This window comes from Streptomyces sp. NPDC037203 (assembly GCF_055605065.1).
In genome coordinates, this window is sequence record NZ_JBVJUC010000003.1 from 662,250 (window position 1) to 684,095 (window position 21,846).

Annotated in this window: 23 protein-coding genes; 9 read left to right on the forward strand and 14 right to left on the reverse strand. The window is 73.8% G+C overall.

The features are described from left to right. Window positions 1-57 precede the first annotated feature (57 nt). The 5 genes from hypB to hypE are packed head-to-tail and all read left to right on the forward strand — an operon-like array spanning window position 58 to window position 5,648. Complete coding sequence (hypB, locus tag ACZ7EC_RS12200; RefSeq protein ID WP_471061393.1) at window positions 58-789, forward strand: hydrogenase nickel incorporation protein HypB; 732 nt, start codon at window positions 58-60, stop codon at window positions 787-789. Further along, on the forward strand, window positions 786-3,119 hold the full coding sequence (gene hypF, locus ACZ7EC_RS12205) for a carbamoyltransferase HypF (RefSeq protein ID WP_471061395.1): 2,334 nt from the start codon (window positions 786-788) through the stop codon (window positions 3,117-3,119). The genes hypB and hypF overlap by 4 nt, the downstream gene beginning before the upstream one ends. Window positions 3,120-3,122: 3 nt before the next feature. Further along, window positions 3,123-3,428: a HypC/HybG/HupF family hydrogenase formation chaperone gene (locus ACZ7EC_RS12210; protein WP_471061397.1), complete on the forward strand. Its 306-nt coding sequence runs from the start codon at window positions 3,123-3,125 to the stop codon at window positions 3,426-3,428. After that, a complete protein-coding gene (gene hypD, locus ACZ7EC_RS12215) occupies window positions 3,425-4,567 on the forward strand; it encodes a hydrogenase formation protein HypD (protein WP_471061401.1) in 1,143 nt (380 codons plus the stop codon). The genes ACZ7EC_RS12210 and hypD overlap by 4 nt, the downstream gene beginning before the upstream one ends. Further along, window positions 4,560-5,648 (forward strand): hydrogenase expression/formation protein HypE, encoded by a 1,089-nt coding sequence (hypE, locus tag ACZ7EC_RS12220; protein ID WP_471061404.1) that lies wholly within the window; start codon window positions 4,560-4,562, stop codon window positions 5,646-5,648. The genes hypD and hypE overlap by 8 nt, the downstream gene beginning before the upstream one ends. Before the next feature lie 72 nt (window positions 5,649-5,720). On the opposite strand, the gene hypA is transcribed toward hypE, so the two are convergent. The 8 genes from hypA to ACZ7EC_RS12260 all read right to left on the reverse strand — a co-directional run bounded on the left by hypA (window position 5,721) and on the right by ACZ7EC_RS12260 (window position 12,202). Continuing rightward, the gene (gene hypA, locus ACZ7EC_RS12225; protein ID WP_471061407.1) at window positions 5,721-6,062 is read right to left on the reverse strand and encodes a hydrogenase maturation nickel metallochaperone HypA; all 342 of its coding nucleotides are present in this window, start codon (window positions 6,060-6,062) and stop codon (window positions 5,721-5,723) included. Window positions 6,063-6,069: 7 nt separating this feature from the next. After that, entirely contained in the window at window positions 6,070-6,219 is a 150-nt protein-coding gene (locus ACZ7EC_RS12230; protein WP_471061410.1) for a hypothetical protein, read from the reverse strand. Window positions 6,220-6,278: 59 nt separating this feature from the next. Further along, on the reverse strand, window positions 6,279-6,485 hold the full coding sequence (locus ACZ7EC_RS12235) for a hypothetical protein (RefSeq protein ID WP_471061413.1): 207 nt from the start codon (window positions 6,483-6,485) through the stop codon (window positions 6,279-6,281). Between the two features lie 26 nt (window positions 6,486-6,511). Then, complete coding sequence (locus ACZ7EC_RS12240) at window positions 6,512-7,108, reverse strand: DUF5947 family protein (protein ID WP_471061416.1); 597 nt, start codon at window positions 7,106-7,108, stop codon at window positions 6,512-6,514. Beyond that, the gene (locus ACZ7EC_RS12245) at window positions 7,105-7,674 is read right to left on the reverse strand and encodes a NifU family protein (protein WP_471061420.1); all 570 of its coding nucleotides are present in this window, start codon (window positions 7,672-7,674) and stop codon (window positions 7,105-7,107) included. Before ACZ7EC_RS12245 ends, ACZ7EC_RS12240 begins: the two co-directional genes overlap by 4 nt. Continuing rightward, window positions 7,667-9,460, reverse strand: a complete 1,794-nt coding sequence (locus tag ACZ7EC_RS12250) for a nickel-dependent hydrogenase large subunit (RefSeq protein ID WP_471061423.1) — start codon at window positions 9,458-9,460, stop codon at window positions 7,667-7,669. Before ACZ7EC_RS12250 ends, ACZ7EC_RS12245 begins: the two co-directional genes overlap by 8 nt. A 97-nt stretch (window positions 9,461-9,557) precedes the next feature. Further along, window positions 9,558-10,631 carry an NADH-quinone oxidoreductase subunit B family protein gene (locus ACZ7EC_RS12255; RefSeq protein WP_471061426.1) on the reverse strand — a complete coding sequence of 358 codons (1,074 nt, stop codon included), beginning with the start codon at window positions 10,629-10,631 and terminating at the stop codon, window positions 9,558-9,560. Further along, entirely contained in the window at window positions 10,628-12,202 is a 1,575-nt protein-coding gene (locus tag ACZ7EC_RS12260) for a hypothetical protein (RefSeq protein ID WP_471061429.1), read from the reverse strand. Before ACZ7EC_RS12260 ends, ACZ7EC_RS12255 begins: the two co-directional genes overlap by 4 nt. A gap of 590 nt (window positions 12,203-12,792) precedes the next feature. Between ACZ7EC_RS12260 and ACZ7EC_RS12265 the strand changes: the two genes are divergently transcribed. Further along, the gene (locus ACZ7EC_RS12265) at window positions 12,793-14,310 is read left to right on the forward strand and encodes a hypothetical protein (protein WP_471061432.1); all 1,518 of its coding nucleotides are present in this window, start codon (window positions 12,793-12,795) and stop codon (window positions 14,308-14,310) included. Window positions 14,311-14,342: 32 nt separating this feature from the next. On the opposite strand, the gene ACZ7EC_RS12270 is transcribed toward ACZ7EC_RS12265, so the two are convergent. The 3 genes from ACZ7EC_RS12270 to ACZ7EC_RS12280 all read right to left on the reverse strand — a co-directional run bounded on the left by ACZ7EC_RS12270 (window position 14,343) and on the right by ACZ7EC_RS12280 (window position 17,224). Further along, the gene (locus tag ACZ7EC_RS12270) at window positions 14,343-15,650 is read right to left on the reverse strand and encodes a hypothetical protein (protein ID WP_471061435.1); all 1,308 of its coding nucleotides are present in this window, start codon (window positions 15,648-15,650) and stop codon (window positions 14,343-14,345) included. 213 nt (window positions 15,651-15,863) lie between these two features. Next, window positions 15,864-16,277, reverse strand: coding sequence for an SRPBCC family protein (locus ACZ7EC_RS12275; RefSeq protein WP_471061438.1), 414 nt, complete (start codon window positions 16,275-16,277; stop codon window positions 15,864-15,866). A gap of 83 nt (window positions 16,278-16,360) precedes the next feature. Further along, window positions 16,361-17,224, reverse strand: coding sequence for a serine hydrolase (locus ACZ7EC_RS12280; RefSeq protein ID WP_471061440.1), 864 nt, complete (start codon window positions 17,222-17,224; stop codon window positions 16,361-16,363). Window positions 17,225-17,418: 194 nt separating this feature from the next. Between ACZ7EC_RS12280 and ACZ7EC_RS12285 the strand changes: the two genes are divergently transcribed. Then, window positions 17,419-18,462, forward strand: coding sequence for a permease (locus tag ACZ7EC_RS12285; RefSeq protein WP_471061443.1), 1,044 nt, complete (start codon window positions 17,419-17,421; stop codon window positions 18,460-18,462). Continuing rightward, window positions 18,459-19,202 (forward strand): TIGR03943 family putative permease subunit, encoded by a 744-nt coding sequence (locus ACZ7EC_RS12290; protein WP_471061446.1) that lies wholly within the window; start codon window positions 18,459-18,461, stop codon window positions 19,200-19,202. Before ACZ7EC_RS12285 ends, ACZ7EC_RS12290 begins: the two co-directional genes overlap by 4 nt. 114 nt (window positions 19,203-19,316) lie before the next feature. Here the strand turns inward: ACZ7EC_RS12290 and ACZ7EC_RS12295 are convergent, their stop codons facing one another. After that, entirely contained in the window at window positions 19,317-19,547 is a 231-nt protein-coding gene (locus tag ACZ7EC_RS12295) for a hypothetical protein (protein ID WP_471061449.1), read from the reverse strand. A 174-nt stretch (window positions 19,548-19,721) separates the two neighbouring features. Here ACZ7EC_RS12295 and ACZ7EC_RS12300 point away from each other — a divergent pair, with 174 nt between their 5' ends. After that, window positions 19,722-20,162, forward strand: coding sequence for a universal stress protein (locus ACZ7EC_RS12300; RefSeq protein WP_471061452.1), 441 nt, complete (start codon window positions 19,722-19,724; stop codon window positions 20,160-20,162). A gap of 175 nt (window positions 20,163-20,337) precedes the next feature. On the opposite strand, the gene ACZ7EC_RS12305 is transcribed toward ACZ7EC_RS12300, so the two are convergent. Continuing rightward, on the reverse strand, window positions 20,338-21,039 hold the full coding sequence (locus ACZ7EC_RS12305; protein ID WP_471061454.1) for a response regulator: 702 nt from the start codon (window positions 21,037-21,039) through the stop codon (window positions 20,338-20,340). 125 nt (window positions 21,040-21,164) lie between these two features. Continuing rightward, a complete protein-coding gene (locus tag ACZ7EC_RS12310; RefSeq protein WP_471061457.1) occupies window positions 21,165-21,815 on the reverse strand; it encodes a CBS domain-containing protein in 651 nt (216 codons plus the stop codon). Between the last annotated feature and the right edge of the window lie 31 nt (window positions 21,816-21,846).

Genomic DNA, 21,846 nt, shown 5'->3' on the forward strand with positions numbered 1-21,846 from the left:
AGGCCGCGCGGGACGCGGCCTCGGGGGCCCAGCCACCCGACCCGAGGAGCAGCGCCCATGTGCCGGTCCGACGTCCGACAGGCCGTCCTGGCGAAGAACGACGACCTCGCCGCGCGCCTGCGCGAGGAACTGGCGGGGCGGGGGGTGGCCGTCGTCAACCTGCTCTCCAGTCCGGGGAGCGGCAAGACCGAACTCCTCGGCCGGATGCTCGCCGACGCGGTCGCGCGGGGCGTGCCCGTGGCCGCGCTCACCGCCGACCTGGCCACCGAGAACGACGCCACCCGGCTCGCCCGCTCCGGCGCCCCGGTCCAACAGGTCCTCACCGACGGACTCTGCCACCTGGAGGCCCGCCAGGTACGCGAGCGGCTCACCGGCTGGCTGCCCGAGGACACCTCGGTGCTGTTCGTGGAGAACGTCGGCAACCTCGTCTGCCCGGCCTCCTACGACCTCGGCGAGACCCTGCGGATCGTGCTGATGGCGGTCACCGAGGGCGAGGACAAACCGCTGAAGTATCCGACCGCCTTCGGCTCCGCCCACGTCGTCGTCATCACCAAGACCGACCTCGCCGAGGCCGCCGGCTTCGACGAGAGCGCCTTCCGGGCGAACGTGCAGCGGGTCAATCCGGGCGTGCAAATGGTACGGTCCTGCGCCCGCACCGGGGACGGCGTCGGCACCCTCCTCGACCACGCGCTCGCCGCCCGGCACGGCGCCCCCGCGCACCGGCCGCCCCTCGCCCCGCATCCGCACGGACACCACCACCCCCACACCGAGTCCGCGCCCGTCGCATGACCGCTCCCGCGACCGGCCCGGTCCGCCGCCGGCTCACCGTGCACGGCACCGTGCAGGGGGTGGGCTTCCGGCCGTACGTGCACCGCCTGGCCGCCGAGACGGGCCTGGCCGGGTTCGTCGGCAACACCGGCGACGGCGTGCTGATCGAGGTCGAGGGCCCGGTGGCGGAGGTGGACCGGTTCTGCGCGCTGCTGCCCCACCGGCCGCCGCCGCTGGCCACGGTGACCCGCGTCGCCCACGAGGACCTGCCCCCCACGGGCGCCGCCGGACCCTTCGCGATCCGCACCACCGAGCGGGCGGCCGGCCGCGCCCAGCTCCCGCCCGACACCGCGACCTGCGCCGACTGCCTGCGCGAACTCGCCGACCCGGCGGACCGAAGACACCGGCACCCGTTCGTCACCTGCACCCACTGCGGTCCCCGCTTCACCATCGCCACCGGCATGCCGTACGACCGGGCGGCGACCACCATGAGCGGCTTCCCGATGTGCCCGGACTGCGCCCGCGAGTACGGCGATCCCGCCGACCGGCGCTTCCACGCCCAGCCCGTCGCCTGCCCCCGCTGCGGCCCGCGGCTCGTCCTGACCGGCCCCGGTGTGCGCCCGGCGCGGGACGCGGACGCCCTCGCGGCGGCACGGGAGCTGCTCGCCGCCGGACGGATCGTAGCCGTCAAGGGACTCGGCGGCTACCACCTGGCCTGCGACGCCACCGACCCGGAGGCCGTCGCCAGGCTGCGCGGCCGCAAGGAGCGCGGCGGCAAGGCGTTCGCCGTGATGTGCGCCGACCTGTCGGTCGCCGAGAGCCTCGCGGTCCTGACCCCCGCCGAGCGCGCCGCGCTGACCGGGCCCGGCCGCCCCATCGTGCTGGTGCGCCGCCGCACCCCGGCGGGGGAACTGGCCGCGCAGGTCTGTCCGGGCAGCCCGCACCTCGGGATCATGCTGCCCTACACCCCCGTGCACACCCTGCTGTTCGGACTGCCCGGCGACCCGCCGGGCCCCCGCGTGTTGGTCATGACCAGCGGCAACCGCTCCGGCGAACCCATCGTCACCGGCGACACCGAGGCCCTCACCCGGCTCGCGGGGCTCGCCGACGCCTGGCTCGCCCACGACCGGCCCATCGCCGCGCCCTGCGACGACTCCCTGCTGCGGGTCCGCCCCGACGGCACCGAACAGGTGCTGCGCCGCTCGCGCGGCTACGTCCCGCGCGCCTTGCGGCTGCCGGTCCCGGTCCGGCCCGCGCTCGCGATCGGCGGTGACCTGAAGAACGTGCCCTGCCTCGGCGAGGGCGACCTCGCCTGGTTCGGGCCGCACATCGGCGACATGGGCGACCTGGCCACCCTGGAGGCCGCCCGGCGGGCCGAGCGGCAGCTGACCCGGCTGACCCATGTCACCCCCCGGCTGATCGCCGCCGACCGGCACCCCGGCTACCACTCCACCGGCTGGGCCCGCAGACGCGCGGGCGCCCGGCTCCCGCTGCGACTCGTCCAGCACCACCACGCCCACATCGCCTCCGCCATGGCCGAACACGGCCTCGACGGCACCACTCCGGTCATCGGCGTCGCCTTCGACGGCACCGGATACGGCGACGACGGCACCGTGTGGGGCGGCGAGATCCTGCTCGCCGACTACACCGGCTACCGCCGCTTCGCCCACCTGACCCCCGCCCCGCTGCCCGGCGGCGACGCGGGCGTGGCCAACCCCTGCCGGCTGGCCCTGGCCCGGCTGTGGGCCGCGGGCCTGCCCTGGGAGGCTGACCTGCCCAGCGTCACCGCCTGCACCCCGTCCGAACTCGCCCTGCTGCGCCAGCAGTTGGACCGCCAGGTGGCCTGCGTGCCCACCTCCAGCATGGGCCGCCTCTTCGACGCCGTGGCCTCCCTGGCGGGCGTGTGCCACCGTGCCGGGTACGAGGCGCAGGCCGCGCTGGAGCTGGAGGCCGCCGCCCTCGGCGCGCGGGACGCCGACGCGGTGGCGTACCCCTTCGGGCTCACCGGCGGCGCCACCCTCGCCTGCGACCCCGCTCCGATGCTGCGGGCACTGCTCGCCGACCGGCGCCGCCGCACCCCGGCCCCGGTCCTCGCCGCCCGCTTCCACCGGGGCGTGGCCCGCGCCGTCACCGAGATCTGCCGCCGGGCCCGCGGCGCGACCGGCCTCGGCACGGTCGCCCTGACCGGCGGGGTGTTCGCCAACGCCCTGCTGGAGGACAAGTGCGCCGCCCTGCTGGGCGCCGACGGCTTCACGGTCCTGCGGCACGGCGAAGTCCCCCCGAACGACGGCGGGTTGGCGCTCGGCCAGCTGATGGTCGCGGCCACCGCACCCCACCACGAGACGGAGTGAGCCATGTGTCTGGCAGTGCCCGGCAAGGTCGTGTCCATCGACCACCAGGCCGACCCCCTCACCGGCCTGATCGACTTCGGCGGCGTCCGTAAACAGGTCTGCCTGGAATACCTGCCCGATGTGCGGGTCGGCGAGTACGTGATCGTGCACGTCGGCTTCGCACTCCAGCGCCTCGACGAGGAGTCGGCCCGCGCCTCCCTGGAGCTGTTCGACCAACTCGGTTTGCTGGAAGAGGAGTTCGGCGACGCGTGGGAACAGGCGGCCCGCCAGGAGAACGCCCGCCAAGAGGACGAGAGCGAGGTCCGGTGAAGTACATCGAGGAGTTCAACGACCCCGAGCGGGCCCGCCGCCTGCTGGACGAGATCCGCGCCACCGTCACCCGCCCCTGGGCCCTGATGGAGGTCTGCGGCGGCCAGACCCACTCCATCATCCGGCACGGAATCGACCAACTGCTTCCGGAGCAAGTCGAGTTGATCCACGGCCCCGGCTGCCCGGTGTGCGTCACCCCGCTGGACGTCATCGACCAGGCGCTGGAGATCGCCTCCCGCCCCGAGGTGATCTTCTGCTCCTTCGGCGACATGCTGCGGGTGCCCGGCACCGACCGGGACCTGTTCCGGGTCAAGGGCGAGGGCGGCGACGTACGCGTGGTGTACTCCCCGCTGGACGCGCTCGAACTCGCCCGCAAGAACCCCGACCGGCAGGTCGTGTTCTTCGCCATCGGCTTCGAGACCACCGCCCCCGCCAACGCCATGGCCGTCCACCAGGCCCGCCGCCTGGGCGTGGCCAACTTCAGCCTGCTGGTCTCCCATGTCCGGGTCCCCCCGGCCATCGAGGCGATCATGACCGCCCCCAGCTGCCGGGTGCAGGGCTTCCTCGCCGCCGGGCACGTGTGCAGCGTGATGGGCACCGCCGAGTATCCGGACCTCGCCGGGAAGCACCGCGTCCCCGTCGTCGTCACCGGCTTCGAACCCCTCGACATCCTGGAGGGCATCCGGCGCGCCGTGCACCAACTGGAGCGCGGCGAGCACCGGGTGGAGAACGCCTATCCGCGGGCCGTGCGCGAGCAGGGCAACCCGGCCGCCCTGCGCATGCTGGAGGAGGTCTTCGAGGTCACCGACCGCAACTGGCGCGGCATCGGCCGCATCCCGGCCAGCGGCTGGCGGCTGACCGACGCCTTCCGCGCCTACGACGCCGAGCACCGCTTCGACGTCTCGGGCATCCGCACCGAGGAACCGGCCGTGTGCCGGGCCGGCGAGGTCCTCCAGGGGCTGCTCAAGCCGACCGGGTGCGAGGCCTTCGGCACCGCCTGCACCCCGCGCACCCCGCTCGGCGCCACCATGGTCTCCAGCGAGGGGGCCTGCGCCGCCTACTACCTCTACCGCCGCATGAACACCCCGGCACCGCAGGGATCGCGCATCCCGCGGGAGGAGATGAACCCCGTTGGCTGACCTCGCCACCCCCGCCGCCACCCCGGACACGGCCGTCGACCCGGCGAACTGGACCTGCCCCGCCCCGCTGCACGACCAGCCGGTCGTCGTCATGGGCCACGGCGGCGGCGGTGCCCTCTCCGCCGAGCTGATCGAGCAGATCTTCGCCCCGGCCTACGGCAACCCCGTGCTCGCCGCCCTCACCGACTCCGCCGTGTTCGAACTCGGCGGCGCCCGGCTCGCCTTCTCCACCGACTCCTACGTCGTACGACCCCTGTTCTTCCCCGGCGGCAGCCTCGGCGACCTCGCCGTCAACGGCACCGTCAACGACCTCGCGATGAGCGGCGCCCGGCCCGCCCACCTGTCCACCGCCTTCGTCCTGGAGGAGGGCGTGGAACTGGCCGTGGTCGGGCGGATCGCCCGCGCCATCGGCGCCGCCGCGCGGGCCGCGGACGTCACCGTGGCCACCGGCGACACCAAGGTGGTCGAGTCCGGGCACGGCGACGGCGTCTACGTCACCACGGCGGGCGTCGGCCTGGTCCCCGACGGTGTCGACATCCGCCCCCAGCGCGCCCGGCCCGGTGACGCGGTGATCGTCAGCGGCCCGATCGGGCAGCACGGCGTGGCCGTGATGAGCGTGCGCGAGGGCCTGGAGTTCGGCGTGGAGATCACCTCCGACACCGCCCCGCTGGCCGGTCTGGTCGCGGCCATGCTGGCGGTCACGAAGGACCTGCACGTCCTGCGCGACCCCACCCGCGGCGGACTCGGCGCCTCCCTGAACGAGATCGCCCGCGCCTCCGGCACCGGGGTGCTGCTGCGCGAGCGGGCCATCCCGGTCCCGGAGGAGGTCGCCAACGCCTGCGGCTTCCTGGGTCTGGACCCGCTGTACGTCGCCAACGAGGGCCGGCTCGTCGCCTTCGTACCGCCCGAGCACGCCGAGGCGGTGCTCGCCGCGATGCACGCCCACCCGCAGGGCACCGGCGCGGCGCTGATCGGGGAGTGCGTGGCGGACCATCCGGGCATGGTCGTCGTCGCCACCGGCCTCGGCGGCACCCGCGTCGTGGACCTGCCGCTGGGCGAGCAGCTGCCCCGGATCTGCTGACCGGCAGCCACCCGGAAAGGCCCGGCCCCCGCCGTCCCCGGCGGGGGCCGGACCGCTTCCGGACGGACGGCCCTAGCTGTCGACGCCCGTGATCTCCAGCTCCCGTCCGCTGCGCAGCTCCTGGGACGGCCGGTCGCAGTGCGGGCACCAGAAGAACGGCGGTATGCCCACCGCGAACTCCTCGGCGCACCCGTCGCACCACGCCAGCGCGGGCACCGGCACCACCACGAGCCGGGCGTCCGCGAGCGCCGTACCGTCGCGGGCCACCTCGAAGGCGAAGTCCAGCGCGTCGGGCACCACCCCGGACAGCTCGCCGACCCGGACGGTCACCGCGGACACCCGGTCCGCACCGTCCGCGCGGGCGATCTCCTCGGCCTGCTCCACGATCGCCGCCGCGATCGACAGTTCGTGCACGGCCGCCTCAGGGGTAGCGCCGGTTCGCGCCCGGCCCACCGGTCATCCGGAAGATCCGCAACTCCCGTACGATGCCCGGAAACTCCTTGATCACAAGGGCGGTGAGCACGCCGCCCGCCAGCGCGGCCTGGAGCAGCAGGAGCTGCCGTCCGGACATCCCCGCTCGCGTGCGCCTTCTTCTTCTGCAATCACTCATGGCGGTCACTTTCCGTTCTCTCATCCGGGCGAGATGTTCGGCATGCTCTCGCCCAGGGCGTCATGCCGTTTCCAGTGGATACCGGTGGAGCGGCGCGCGTCGGAGCTGCCGTCCCGGTGGTGTCCGGTCTGCTCCCGGTACGGGCCCTTGTTGCCCTGGTGCAGTCCGGGCACATGGCTCGGGGTGTCGGGCTTCGCCTGGGCTCGGCCCACTCGGATGGTGCCCATGTCCGCTCTCCTTCCAGGTCGTACGACTACGACCGTTCGGTGAGGTCCCTGAAGAACTGTTCTACGGCCGGCCAGACCCGCCCGCCACCGGAGAGGCCCCGCCACTCGCGGCGGACCAGTGCCGTCATCCGGAAACAGTCGTCGACCGGCACGATCCAGTGCTCCGAAAGACCCCGCACGGTGTTCACCAGCAGCGCCTCCACGTCCGGGGCGATGGACGCCACCTGCGGGACCTCGGCGGCAAGCCGCCGCCAGGCGTCCGCGTCCACCTCCCAGCGCATCGCCCCGGCCGGGCTCGGCCCCTGCGCGGTGACCGTGCCGTCGGAGCGGGGCACGAAGAACACCAGCCCCACCGGCACGCCCAGCACTCCGGTGTCCAGGGGCGCGAGCCGCACCCTGCGCCGGGGCACCAGCCGGTAGCGGCCCTCGCCCGCCGCGCCGTCCGCGAACAGCACCGAGCAGGGTCCGCACACACAGCGCACCTCGGCGGCCCCGGTGTCGTACAGATGCGGGTGCTCCCGCGCCACCGGGGCCGCGCACAGCTCGCAGCTCTCCGCGTCGGCCGTGGCCGCGCGTTCCGCGGCGGAGCGGATCACCCGCGCCAGCGCCCCGTCCGCGCTCACCCGGCCTCCTGCGGCACGGACCGGCGCTTGATCGTGCTCAGCGGCACGAAGGCGGGGGCCGCCTTGCGCTCCTCGCCGGCCGGCACGATCTCGACGTCGGTCAGCTCGGGGGCCACGGCCAGCACGGCCTCCCGGACCGCCGCCGCGATGTCCGCGGAGCCCCCGCCACCGCACCCGCCGCCGCAGCCGCCACCGGAACCGGAGTCGAGCCGCACCCGCGCGGCCTCGCCCTCGACCCCGGCCCACACCAGGTCGCCGCCGCGCTCGCGCACCGCGGGCGCGAGCCGCTCGACCGCGCGCTCGGCGCGCTCGGCCGGCGGCTGCGGGTGGACGCCGTGCAGCACCATGAGGTGCCCGACCAGCTCGTCACCGGCCAGCCGCGCGCCCAGCCGCTCGTCCGCGCCGTCCAGGACCCGGCCGAGGGCCTCGCCGTAGACCTCGGTCAGCAGCCGCACCGCTTCCAGGGCGGGGCCGGGCGTGTGCTCCAGCCCGGCCAGCACCTCGTCCAGCCGCGCGAGCCGGGCCTCCACCTCCCGGTCCGTGAGGCGCCCGGCCCCATCAGCCATGGTTGGCCCCGTACGTCGGCGAGTGCACGGTGCTCAGGGTCTTGCCCTTGCCCATGTACATGTGCACCCCGCACGGCAGGCAGGGGTCGAAGCTGCGCACCGTGCGCATGATGTCGACGCCCTTGAAGTCGTCGGGCCCGTTCTCCTCGAAGATCGGCTGGCCCTGTACCGCGTCCTCGTAGGGACCCGGCGTGCCGTAGATGTCGCGGGGGCTGGCGTTCCACGGGGTCGGCGGGTACGGGTGGTAGTTGGCGATCTTCTTGTCCCGGATCACCAGGTGGTGCGAGAGGACCCCGCGCACCGCCTCGTGGAAACCGCAGCCGATCGACTCGTCCGGCACCTCGAAGTTCTCGAAGACCTTGGTGTCGCCGCTCTGCAGCATCCCCATGGCCTCCTCCAGGAACTGGAGCGCCATGGCGGCGGCGTAGGCGATGAAGTACGGCCGGGCCCGGTCGCGTTCGAGGGTGTTGCTCCACTTCGGGATGCGCCACTCCAGCGTGGTCTCCGGCAGCTTCTCGCCCCTGGGCAGGGTGATGCGGATGCCGCCCCCGGTCGCCTTCACGTACGGGGTGTCCACCAGGCCGCTCAGCGCGGTCGACCAGAGCCGGGCGAGCGGGCCGCCGCCGGTGTCCAGGGCGAGGTGCTCGCCGGTGGCCGGGTGGTACCAGCGCGGGCTCATCACCCAGCTGTAGTTGCCCTCGAAGTCCCGCTTCTGCGGCACCGGCACCGTGGTCTGGTTCCACGGGTGGCGCATGTCGACGGGGTTGCCCAGCGGGTCGTGGGTGACGAACGGGTCTTCGTTCACCCAGTCCTCGTAGAAGGAGCTGCCCAGCATGATGCGCAGCCCGAGGTTGATGTCGATCAGGTTGTTGGTGACCAGCTTGCCGTCCACCACGATGCCCGGCGTGACGTACATCGCCTTGCCCCACTCGTTCATGGTGGCGTAGCGGTAGTCGACCACGTCCGGGTTCTGGAAGGCGCCCCAGCAGCCGAGCAGGATGCGGCGCTTGCCGACCTCCTCGTAGCCGGGCAGCGCCTCGTAGAAGAAGTCGAAGACGTCGTCGTTCATCGCCACCGCCTTCTTCACGAAGTCGATGACGCGCATCAGCCGGCTGAGGTAGTCGGTGAAGACGCTCGGCTGCGGCATGGTGCCGACGCCGCCCGGATAGAGCGTGGAGGGGTGCACATGGCGCCCCTCCATCAGGCAGAACATCTCCCGTGTGATCCGGCTGACCTTCAGCGCCTCCTTGTAGACCTCGCCCTCGAAGGGGTTGAAGGCCTTCATGATCTCGGCGATGGTGCGGTAGCCGTGCACATCGCCGCGGGGCGCGTCGGTGCGCTCGGCGCGGGCCAGCACACCGGGGTTGGTGGCCTTGACCATCGCCTCGCAGAAGTCCACGAAGACCAGGTTGTCCTGGAAGATCGTGTGGTCGAAGATGTACTCCGCCGCCTCGCCCAGGTTGGTGATGTGCTCGGCCAGCTTCGGCGGCTTGACGCCGTAGGCCATCTGCTGGGCGTAGTTGGAGCAGGTGGTGTGGTTGTCGCCGCAGATGCCGCAGATCCGTGAGGTGATGAACCCGGCGTCGCGCGGGTCCTTGCCCTTCATGAACACCGAGTAGCCGCGGAACAGCGACGAGGTGCTGTGGCACTCCACGACCTCACGGTTGGCGAAGTCGATCTTCGTGTAGATACCCAGGTTGCCGATGATCCGGGTGATCGGATCCCAGGACATGTCCACGAGCTGGGCGGGTTTGCGTCCTGAGGTCCGCGCGTCGGTGGTGGTCATCTGCGGTACTGTCCCTCGCTGTTCGGGTCGGGCGGGGCGGATGGCGGGGTGCGGCGGTCGGGTGGCGGGACGGGGCGCGGCCGGGGAGGCAGCGGCGTCACGCGCGCCAGTGCGGGTCGTAACCGCTGGTCAGCTTCTGCTTGTTGTGCCGCCAGCGGGGCTCGTGGTTCACCATGTCGTTGGTCAGCCCGCGCAGTCGGCGGATGACCGCCCCGTACGGCTTGATGACCATCGACGAGAGCGTGCCGCCCGGTGGTTCGTCCATGAACGGCATGAAGGCGTCGGGGAAGCTGGGCATGGTGCAGCCGATGCAGATGCCGCCGACGTTCGGGCAACCGCCGATGCCGGACATCCAGCCCCGCTTGGGCACGTTGCAGTTCACGACCGGGCCCCAGCAGCCCACCTTCACCTGGCACTTGGGGGAGTTGTAGTCCTTGGCGAAGTCGGCCTGCTCGTAGTACGCGGCCCGGTCGCAGCCCTCGTGCACGGTCTTGCCGAACAGCCACTGCGGGCGCAGCATGTGGTCCAGCGGCGGCGGGGGAGCGGTGCCGGCGGCGTGCTGGAGCACCCAGACCAGGGTCTCCATGAAGTTCTCCGGCTGGATCGGGCAGCCGGGCACGTTGACCACCGGCAGGCCCGAGCGCGCCTTGAACTCCCAGCCCAGGTAGTCCGCGAGGCCCATGCAGCCGGTCGGGTTGCCGGCCATGGCGTGGATGCCGCCGAACGTGGCGCAGGTGCCGGCCGCGACCACCGCCCAGGCCCTGGGCGCCAGTTGGTCGATCCACCAGTTGAGGGTCTGCGGCTCGCCGGTCGCCGGGTCGTTGCCGAACGACGTCCAGTAGCCGTCGCCCTCGATGATGTTCTGGTTCGGGATCGAGCCCTCGATCACCAGGATGAAGGGCTCCAGTTCACCGCGGGCCGCCTTGCGGTACGGGGCGAGGAAGTCCTCGCCGCCCAGGCTCGGGGAGAGGACCTTGTTGACGAGGTTGACCCTCGGCAGGCCGGGGATGAGCCCGAGCACCACGTCCTCGATGGACGGCTGCCCGGCGGCGGTCAGCGACACGGTGTCGCCGTCGCAGCTCATGCCCTCGGAGATCCACAGGATGGTGATCTCGTCGAAGCCCTGCGGAGCGTCGGCGCGGGCCTCGGTGGTACCGCTCTGTGTGGTCATCTCTGCGGCCTCCGTCGCAGTCGGTCGTGGGCCCGGCCGGGGCCGGCCGGGGTGCCCGTGGTTGCGAGGGGTTCGACCTCGTCGGGCCGGAAGTAGTGGAAACGGCCGTACCAGCCGTGCAGTTCGGCGGCCGGATCGTCGTCCACGGTCACGGCGAGCCGGACGCCGCCGTCCACGTCGTGGAAGACCCCGGCCACGGTGGCGGACCGCCCGTCCAGGAACATGTCCTGGGCGTCGGCCCCGCGCGTGCGCGGCCGCAGCAGCACCGGGCTGCCGGCCCCGACGGGCATCCCGGCCACGAGCACGGTGTCGGTCGTCGGCGACAGTCCCTCGTCCCCGCCTTCCTGCCACCAGGCGGGGCGTTCGGGTGTGCCGGGGCCGGGGGATGCCGCGCGGGCCGTGGTTCCGGGGCGTGCTGCCGGGGCCGGTGTGCGGGTCGAGCCGGCCGGCCGGGACCCGGTCGCAGCCGCCGGGGTCAGGGAGCGGATCGCGCCGTGCAGGCGTTCGAAGACCTCGCGGGGCATGCTGTCGACCCGGTCCAGGATCCGCGCGGCCCGCGGATCGGTGGCCCGCGCCTCCGCCTTCTCCTCGTCGGTCAGCAGCATCGTCCGCAGCGTGAGGATCTCGTCGATCTCCGCCGCGTCGTGCAGATCGCCCGGACTCTCCGGCGCCACCTGCGGATGGTCCGGGAGGATGATCGGTGCCGAGAGCATCGCCGGACCGGTCTCGCCCGCGCCGTCGTCCGACTCCGGCGGCGCGCCCCCGAGCACGGGGAACGTGAACGCGTTGCGGCAGGTCCGTGCCTGCCCGGCCAGCGCCTCGGGCGGATCGATCAGCGAGACGAACTCCAGGCCCTCGCCGCCGATGACCGTGTGCGTGGCGATCAGCGCCTCCCGCAGCGCCTCGTTCCGGCAGGCCCCCACGTCCGCCGGCTCGCCCGTGTTCTCGGTGCGCACCCGCAGCCGGTACAGGCCCGGCGCGAGCGGCTCGGCGGCCACCGCCGTCACCGCCCGCACCTCCCGGTGCCGCCGTACGATCCGTCCGGCGCCCGAGGGCAGCGGCTCGTACTCGTCCCCGGCGGGCGCGCCGACCGCGACGGTACGACCGCCGTCCAGCAGCTCGGTGAGCGGCACCGCCAACTCGGTCTCGCGCGCGATCGCCTCGTCGAAGGAGAGATGCGTGGTGCCGTCGTCCAGGCGCAGGGACTCCACCGGGGCCCCGTTCGCGTCCTCGACCTGCTTGTGCTGCATCTGGAGATACCGCACCCGCAGCCGTACGACCGCGTCGTCCGCCGGTGTGCGCACCACGCACTCGGTCTGCTGGTACCAGGAGTCCGCGGAGCCGGAGACGCCGGGCGCCACCGGGCCGAAGCGCTCCACCCAGTCGCGGGGCAGCAGCACCCCGAACTGCCAGCGGACGCGGTTCTTGGCCGAGGACCGGCGGTACGGGTAGAGCAGGTACCCCTCGTACAGCACGGCGTCCGCGACGGCGCCCAGCTGCTCGAACGCGCACGCGTGCTCGGCGTCACCGTCCGTGAGCAGGGGTTCGCGCACGCCGACCTGGTCCGGCATCCCGCCTCCTCGTCGCTGGGGCAGCCGGGTGGTCCCTCGCACACCCGGACATTTCTCTCGTAACGGTCACATCGGTCGCGACTTCGCGCTCGTCCGACGCACCCGCATTGGGCCGGTCGGGCGACGTGGCCGCCTCCGGGTGGCGGACCGGCGGACCGGCGTCGCCGGGTGCGCCCCCTGCGGGCGGAGGGTGGGTATGAGCCTCAAGTGCCTTGCCATGAACCGGCGTTGGGGCTCCGTCGGGTTCGCCGGCCGCTAGAATCGAAGGCCACGCACGGTGGGGGTCGTCGGAGTCGGGGGGAGTCGTCATGTCCGGTGGTTTCGGGGGTCCGGAGGGCCCGAGAGACGCGGCAGGGGCCGGGGAAGACCGGGGGCCCGGTGCCCCCGGTGCCACCGGGGGGCCTGGAGGGCTCGGGAGTCCTGGCGGGCCCGCAGCGCCCGACGGATTCGGGAGCCCCGCGGGAGGTCCCGGCGGACCCGGAGGCCCCGGCGGTGCTGGAGCCCCAGCGGGACCACGGCCGTACGGACCGGTCGGTCCCGGCGGTCCGGGTGGTCCCGGCGCTCCCGGTCAGGGCTTCGGCGTGCCGCCCATGCCCGCGAGTCCGCCGCCCGCGCCCCCGGACACCGGCCGGGCCGTCGCCGTCGCCCTGCTCAACCTCAGCGGACTCGGTCTCGGCTACGCGCTCACCCGCCGCCGGCTCCTCATGGCCGCCTGCTGGGTGGCGACCGCGATCCTGCTGGTCGTCGCCCTGCCCGCCGACGCCGACGGCGTCCCCGGCGCCATCCTGGCCCTCTACGTCCTGCTCCTGCTGCTGGCGGCCGCCCACGGCGCGTACGTCGGGCTGCGCACCCGCCTCGTCCGGTCCGGCCGCGCGCCCCTCGCGCTGCTGCTCGGGCTGGTGCTGCTCGCCGTGCCGGCCGGTGGTGCGCTCTGGTACCAGGACGCCCGCGAGGAGGCCGTACAGCAGGCCCTCCTCGACCGGCTGGCCGGCGCCGACCGCCTGGTGGCGGCGGACGCGGGCAAGCCCTTCAGCACCGCAGAACCCGACTACCGCGAGGTCCTCGGCGTCTACCGCCGGCTCGTCGGCGACCACCCCGGCTCCCGCGCCGCCCGCAAGGTCCCCGCCAGCCTGCGCACCTACTACGCCAAGGTCGCCGCCCCCTACGACAGCCAGGACTACTGCTCCGCCGTGGCCCCGCTGACCTACCTGCGCTCGGTGCCCGGCGAGCTGCCCGAGTCCACGATCGGATCGCTCGCCGGCTGGCCCGACGACCGGCTCGCCACCTCGCTGTACGAGTGCGGCTCACAGAGCCTGTCCTCGGGCGACCAGGACTGGGTCACCCGCTTCGGCGACCTGATGAAGACGTTCCCGCGTTCCGCGCAGACGGCCAAGGTGGTCCCCGCCGTCGACGCGGCCGTCAGGAAGGCACAGCAGGGCGTGGGCGGTTCCGGGTCCTGCGCGGCCGTCGAGGAGTTGCAGCGGCTCGACACCAGGATCGGTGACCTGAAGACGGCCGCGGGCGACCCCGGCGGGGGGCTCGCGTCCGCCGCCTCCCGAGCCGGGCGCAGCGGCGACGACGGCGCCTACGACTGCGGCGTCCAGCAGTACAGGAGCGGCGACTTCAGCAGCGCCCAGCAGACCATGGACACGTTCGTCGCCGGGCACCCGCACCACAGGAACCGGGCGCTCGCCCAGAAGATCGCCATCGCCGCCGAGGTCGCCCAGACCATCCCGGCGGCCGGCAAGAAGCTGCCCACCACCGACACCGGCGGCAGCATCTCCGTCACGGTGAAGAACGACAGCCCGGACGACGTCACCGTCCTCTACACCGGCCCGGTCACCGGCAGCTTCACCTTGAAGGCCTGCGGGGGCTGCCGGTCGTACCTGCTCGCCGACACGCTGATGTCCACCTTCAAGCCCTGCGCCGGCGGCCGGGACTACCCGCAGCGCACCCTGCAACTCCCGGTCGGCACCACGTACTTCGTACACAAACCGAACGGCGGCCGGGCGACGACCGCGGGCTCCGACACCGCGAAGCTGCGCCCCGGATACATCTACACCGAGTGCGCGTACACGACCCAGGGCTTCGGCGGCTCGGGGACCTGACCGGCGTCGCCGCCGGTCAGGTCGGGCGGGGATCAGTCCTCGCGACCGCCCCGGCGGCGGGCGGCCACCACGACACCCGCGCCGATGACCACGGCCGCGCCGGCGGCGCCCGCCAGCGGCAGCGCCGGACCGGCGCCGGTGCTCGCGAGGCTGCTGCCGGTGCTGCCGGAGCCGCCGGTGGTGAGGTCGCCGGTGGTGCCGGTGCCGGTCGTGCTGCCGGTGGTGCCGCCCGTGGTGGCGGTACCGCCGTCGGTGCCCTTGCCGGTGCCGCCCGTGGACGTCGAGCCGGTGCCGCCGGTCGAGTCGCCGCCGCCCTGCGAGCCGCCGTCCCCGGTGGAGCCGCCGCCCGAGGTGTCCGTGCCGCCGGTGACGGCGAGCGCGATACGGGCGGTGTCGTTCTTCTTCACATGGTCGAACGGCCGGGGCTCCGAGCCGAGTTCCACGTAGCCGCGGGCGCCGGGCACCGCCTTGTCGATCTTCACCTTGAAGGCGTACGACGTGCTCTCGTGCTCGTTCACCCAGGGCGCGCCGGTGCCGCACGCGTAGGACTCGGCCCCGGTGTTCGTGCACCGCGCGTCGGTCCGCGCCGCCGAGGTGCCCTCGGGCAGCGTCACCAGGACATGAGCCGCGCGCTGAGCGGGCTGCGGCAGCACCCACGCGGGCCCCGCGTTGCGGAAGGTGACCCGCAGCGTGACCGTCTGCCCGACCTTGCCCTTCAACTGGGCGCCGCCCACCTGGAAGTCGGCCGAGTTGGCGGCGGTCACCGCGATGTCCGCGCTCGGCGCGGCGCCGGCCGGCGGGGCCTTCTCACCGGTCCGCTCGACCAGTTTCAGCGCGGCGGCCGTGCCGTGCACCGGGGCGGAGGCGCCGTCCTCCGGTGCCGGGGCCGAGGAGTCGACCGCCACCTGGATGTGGTCGTACAGGGCGCGGTCCAGGGCCTTCAGGGTCAGCGGGCGCTCGGGGGCGTAGACGGCACCCGGCTGCACCGGCTGGTCGAACTCGCACACCACCTGCGCCCGGCCCGGCTGCTCGTCGGTCGAAGGGACCGTGTAGCTCAGGCAGTTGGACGGAACCGCGGTCTGGCTGAGACCACGGGTGACGGAGTACGACAGCCAGACCTTGTCGAGCGCCGCGCTGCCCGTGTTGGTGAAGACGGGCGACAACGGGAGCTCGCTGCCCGGCTTCACCTTGTCGAACGGTGCGATGGTGCCCAGCGCCAGGCCGGTCGCGGGGCCGTCGGCGGCCACGGCCGGCGCGGCGCACAGCGCGATCAGGGCGACGGCGCCGAACGCGCCCGCGGTCTGGCGCACCGCACGGGGGCCGGGAGAGCTGAAAGGCATGGAATCCTCTGACTGGAACGACAGTGGCGGACGAACGATCGGTGAGGGAACGGGGGTTCCCCTTCCTGTGAGACGTCTGTGCCGCCGGAACGGTTGTACGAGAGATCGCCCCGGTCGCGGCCACTCGTCGCCGTCGCCGTCGCCGTCGCCGTCGCCCTCGCCCCGTCCCCGCCCGTCCTGCCCGTGCTCCCGCCCGTGCTCCCCGCGGGCGGTTCAGCCTGCCGTGTTGTCCGTGCGCAGGCGCACCTGTTCCTCCAGCCGGCGCAGGCTGTCCTCCAGGGCCTGCGCGGCGGCGCGTTCGCCCGGATCGTGGCGGGTGTCGAAGAAGGAGAGATGGACGGTCACCTCGCTGGCGCCGCTGCCGATGCCCGCCACCTGGAGCCAGCCCGCGTACTCGCCCTGCTCGCGGGTGCCCCACTCCAGTCGCATCTGGTCGGGCCGGGCCCGCAGCAGGGCGGGCGTGTCCTCGCCGGAACCGGCCTCGTGCACGCTGACGGCGGGCGGCTCCTCGGGGGCCACGTGCAGGGCGTCCGGGAGCCAGGAGTCCAGCTGGTCGAGATTGGCCGCCTGGTCGAAGACGTGCTCGGGCAGGGCGGGCATCGTGCGGGAACGTTCGTACTCGCTCATGGTGGCATCGCCCCTCGGGTCGGAAAGCCGTACCCCGACCGCGTGCCCCTTCCGCGGCGGCCGAAAAGCGCCCCGCCCGGCGGTCAGGCCACCGCGGCGCGGACGGTGCGCTCCACCAGCGAGACGCCGTCGCCCATGGAGGCGCTGCCGTCGGAGAGGACGGCGACGAGGCACCGACGGCCGCCGAGGGTGACCGCGCCGATGCTGTTGACGTCCCACAGGCCCGTGGTGGTGCGCTGGAGCCAGCCGTTCTTCAGCTCGGTGCCGGCCGCGTTCACCGCCGAGACACCCCAGGACTGCTCGGGCAGGACCCCGGCCATCAGCGTGCGGATGTAGGCGCGGGAGCCGTCGGCGAGGGGGGTCGGGGCGCCGTCGTCGAAGACCGTGCGCAGCAGCCGTATCTGGTCGCTCGCGGTCGTCCGGGTCAGCCCCCACTTGCCGCCGGGACCGGCCGTGGTCGACCTCAGCCCCAGGCGTTCGTTTGCGGCCGTGAGGCCGGGGGCCTGGCCGATCTTCTTCCACAGGGCGTTCGCCGCGTCGTTGTCGCTGCGCCGGATCATCGGCTCCGCGTGTCCGCGCTCCTCGTCGGTGAGCGTCCGGTGCTCGTCCTGCGCCGTGAGCAGCAGTGCGGCCAGGATGTCGACCTTGACGATGCTGGCGGTGTCGTAGGCGCGGTCCTCGCCCTGGATCACGGGCGAGTCGCCGCCCGCGTCGAGATCGAGGACGGCGACGGTGGCGCGCGGGTCGGGAACCGGCGCCGGGGTTCGCGCAGGCGTGGCGTCCGGCGCGGCGGTCCCGGAGGCCGGGGCCTTCGAAGCCGGGTCCGGGGCGGTCGGCTTCGGCTGCGGGGTGGGCGTGGCGGCGGTCGCCGCCGGGATGCCGACGGTGAGCAGGGCGGCCACCGAGGCCAGGAGGACGCCGGCCGTGCGGCGCGGGTGCGAGGACATGGCATCCGAACGTAGACCCATCCGGCCCCGTGCGAAGTGGCTGCCGTCACTCCGGCCCCGTTTCGCCCCGTTTTGTGAGAAGAGACACCAGGGGGAGGCCAAGCGGTGCACGGGCACTGCGGCGGCGGCGTGTATGCGCGGGCCGGCCCCGGTCCTCGCTTATCGTCGGCCGGACACCGACATCCGGAGTGATCATGGAAAAAACGGATGAACTGGTTGCCGCGGGGGAGGGGGTGGCGGTCCTCCCCGTCCCGCCGCCTCCGTCCGTGCGCCGCCCACGGCTCTGGCCGCTCGGCGCGGCCGCCCTGCTCGCGGCCGGCGCGACGGCCGCGCTCCTCCTCGGCGGCACGCGATGGCTGGACCAGCCCGCCGTGGGGGCCTGGCGCACCGTCTGCCTCGCCATCACCGTCCAGGCGCTCCCGTTCCTCGTGCTCGGCACCGTGCTGTCCGGGGCCATCAACGCCTTCGTGCCCACCGACCTGTTCACCCGCGTGCTGCCGAAGCGGGCCGCGCTCGCCGTGCCGGTCGCCGGCGTCGCCGGCGCGGTGCTGCCGGGCTGCGAGTGCGCCTCCGTCCCGGTCGCCAACAGCCTGATCCGCCGGGGCGTCACCCCGGCCGCCGCCTTCGCCTTCCTGCTGTCCGCGCCCGCCATCAATCCCGTCGTGCTCACCGCCACCGCCGTCGCCTTCCCCGGCGACCCGGCGATGATCGCGGCCCGCCTGCTCGCCTCCCTCGGCACGGCCGCCGTGATGGGCTGGCTGTGGCTCTGGCGGGGCGACGAGAAGTGGCTGCGCCCGGCCCTGCGCCACCGGCACACCGGGCATGCCCACGGCCACAGCCGCTGGCGGGAGTTCCGCACCGGTTTCCAGCACGACTTCCTCCAGGCCGGCGGCTTCCTGGTGCTCGGCGCCATGGCCGCCGCCACCTTCAACGTCGCCGTGCCGCGCGCCGTCCTCGACGCCTTCTCCGGCACCCCCTGGCTCTCGGTGGTCTTCCTGGCCGGTCTCGCCGTCCTGCTGGCGGTCTGCTCGGAGGCCGACGCGTTCGTCGCCGCCTCGCTGACCGGGTTCTCGCCGACCGCCCGGCTCGCGTTCATGGTGGTCGGGCCCATGGTCGACCTGAAGCTGATCGCCCTCCAGGCGGGCACCTTCGGCCGCGCCTTCGCCTGGCGGTTCTGCACGGCGACCACGGTGGTGGCCGTCGCCGCCAGCGCCCTGACCGGAGGGGCCCTGCTGTGAGACGCCTCGTACCGATCCTGCTGCTGAAACTGACCGGCCTCGGCCTGCTGCGCATCACCCTGTTCGGCGACACGTACCTGCGCTACGTCAAGCCCGGACTGCGCCCCGTGCTGATCGCCTCCGGCGTCGTCCTGCTCCTGCTGGGGACCGCGGCGGCCTTCCACCGGACCGGGGGCACAGGGCACGGCCAGGAGAACCAGGGCTGCCACGACGGCCACGACCACTCCGGCACGCCCAGGGTCGCCTGGCTCCTCTTCCTGCCCGCGCTGAGCCTGCTCCTCTTCGCCCCGCCGGCCCTCGGCGCCTACACCGCCGCCCGCTCCGGCGCCAAGCCGGTCGCCGTGCAGAAGAAGGGCTTCGGGCCGCTGCCCGCTACCACCCCGCTGCCGCTGACCCTCACCGACTTCACCAAGCGCGTCCAGCAGGACCGCAGCCGCGCCATCCAGGGCCGTACCGTCCGCCTGACCGGCTTCGTCACCCCGGACGCGGCGGGCGACGGCTGGTACCTGACCCGGATCATCTTCACCTGCTGCGCCGCCGACTCCCAGACCGTCAAGATCCACGTGTACGGCTCCGCGGCACCCCCGGCCGACACCTGGCTCGCGGTCACCGGCACCTGGCACCCTGCGGGCACCCTCGGCACCCGCTCCGCGCCGGCCGCGCTCGACGTCCGCCGGACCACCCCGATCGCCCAGCCGATCAACGCCTTCTCCGACGATCTGCCGATCACGCCGGGCTAGGGCCTCGCCTTCGGATCTCGCCGGGCGCGCGGGGCCTGGCGCCGCGCCCTGATCCGGCCTGATCCGGACGAAAGGCCCCGGACGATCACCGCGGGCCGGGGGAGGGGCGTCCGCTCAGCCGAACAGGGCGCGCACCCGGATCGTCTCGACCCGGCGCCAGGTGCCGCCGGGCAGCAGCAGCCACTGGTTGCCGGGGCCGTGGCCACGCCAGTGGCCCGCGCCGGGGGTGGCGTTGCCGGTGCGGGGACGCGCGCCCCGGCGTGTGGGCAGCGGGGCCCCGCAGTCGCGTCCGGTACGCCGCCCCGCGGCCTTCGCCTTGCCGTTCTTCCTGCTCTGTTTGCCCATCCGTGCCTCACCTCCCGTACCTCCCGGTTCCCCCCTACGGCAGGATGCACCGCCCCGGCGCCTCGCGGCAGGGCCGAACGGACGCTCTTTTCTGGCGGAGCGGCGGCACCTCGCGCAGCGTGGAGCGCGGGAGGCTGCAGCCGTGGCCGGCGCCGCCGCAGAAAGGTGGGACAAATGGACCAGGACGTCTCCGAGCCCCGGATCGTGGTGGGGGTGGACGGCTCGCCGTCCTCCTTCGAGGCGGTGCGCTGGGCGGTGCGCTACGCCGCGCTCGTCGGCGGGGTGGTGGAGGCCGTCGCGGCCTGGGAGGTGCCGCTGTACGGCTGGTCCGCACCGGCGGTGGACATGTACCTCGACGAGGAGGCGACCCGCGAGCAGATGGCGCGGGAGCTCACCGAGGTGCTCGGCGCTGACGCCGCCGCCGGGGTGCGCACCCGCCTGGCCCACGGCAACCCCGCCGACATCCTGCTCCGGGCCGCCGAGGGCGCCGAGGTCCTGGTCGTCGGCAGGCGGGGCCGGGGCGGCTTCGCCCGCGCCCTGCTCGGCTCCGTCAGCCAGCGCGTGGCGGCGCATGCCACCTGCCCGGTGGTGATCGTCCGCTCCGAGGAGACCTGAGCCCAGAGAGCAGGGCTACGGGAGCCGGCAGGGTCTCCCGGCCGCCGGGGCACGGCGGGAGCGCGGACCCGCCGGGCTCCAACGGGGCCGCGTGACGCACCGGTCGCCGCACCACGCCCAGTGCCCGGTGGCCGTCGTACCCCGACCGCCCCGGAACAGACGGGCCTTCTCAGGCTCAGCGGGCGGAGTGCTCCCCCGTGCCCTGCGGCTCCAGGTGGGAGGCGAGCACGGCGGCCTGGACGCGGCGCTGCACCCCGAGCTTGGCCAGCAGCCGCGAGATGTGGTTCTTGACCGTCTTCTCCGACAGGTACAGCCGCCTGCCGATCTCACGGTTGGTCAGGCCCTCCCCGATCAGCGCCAGGATGTCCCGCTCGCGCGGCGACAGGCTCGCCAGCTCCGGCGGCAGCGACGGCGACTCCTCGGGCTCGGCGCGCAGCGAGCGCATCAGCCGGGCCGTGGTCTCCGGGTCCAGCATCGACTGGCCGGAGGCGACGGTGCGCACCGCGGACACCAGGTCCGAGCCCTTGATCTGCTTGAGCACATACCCGGACGCGCCGGCCATGATCGCGTCCAGCAGGGCGTCCTCGTCGTCGAACGAGGTGAGCATCAGACACGCCAGCTCCGGCATCCGATCGCGCAGTTCCCGGCAGACCGAGATGCCGTCCCCGTCCGGCAGCCGGACGTCCAGCACGGCGACGTGCGGACGCAGGGCGGGACCCCGGACCAGCGCGTGCGCGGCGGTGTCGGCGTCGCCGACCACCGAGATGTCCGGTTCGGCGTCCAGGAGGTCCACCAGACCGCGCCGGACGACCTCGTGGTCGTCCAGCAGGAAGACCCGGATCGGGTCCTGTGCCGTGAAGGTGCGTGTCCCGGTCATCTCGACCTCTCGTTCCCGGAAAGCAGACAGACTGGCCTGTCACCCGGCCGATCATCGCCGGACGGCGCCGCGCCCACCAGGGCCGATCGGCCCCACTTCCCGAGACCGGCCCCTTCCCCAGGGTGTCACGCCCGGCCGGGCGCCAGGTCGAAGCGCACGTCCACGACGCCCTCGACCGCGCGCACCAGCCGGGCCGCCACCGGGACCAGGGAGGTGTCCCGGATCCGGCCGAGCACCGTCACCACGCCGTCCTCCACGCGCAGTTCCACCGCCGAGTCCGGCGGCGGGAAAAGCCGCGCCACGATCTCCCGCCGCACCTCCTCCTCGATCTCCCGGTCCTCGCGCAGGAAGACCTTGAGCAGATCGGCACGGCTGACGACACCCTCCAGCATCCCGGTCCCGTCCACCACGGGCAGCCGCTTGACGCGGGCGCGGGCCATGGTCCGGGCGGCCTCGGCGAGGGTGGCGTCGGCGTGCACGGTGACCGCGGGGGAGGTCATCAGGTCCCCGGCGGTGATCGCCTCGCCCTTCGCCATGTCGGCGGCCGGCCGCAGCCGCCGGTACTCCTCGGCCGGGTCGTCCCGCAGCTCCTCCTTGGGCAGCATGTCGGCCTCCGAGACCACGCCCACCACCAGGCCCTCCCCCTCGATCACCGGCAAGGCGCTGACCTGCCAGTCCTGCATCATCTCCACCAGCTCCTTGAAGGGAGCGCGCCGCCCGACGGCGGCGACGGTGGTCGTCATGACGTCGCTGACGATGTGCGGAGTGCCGTACATGGTGGCTCCGTGGCTTCTCGTGGCTTCTCGT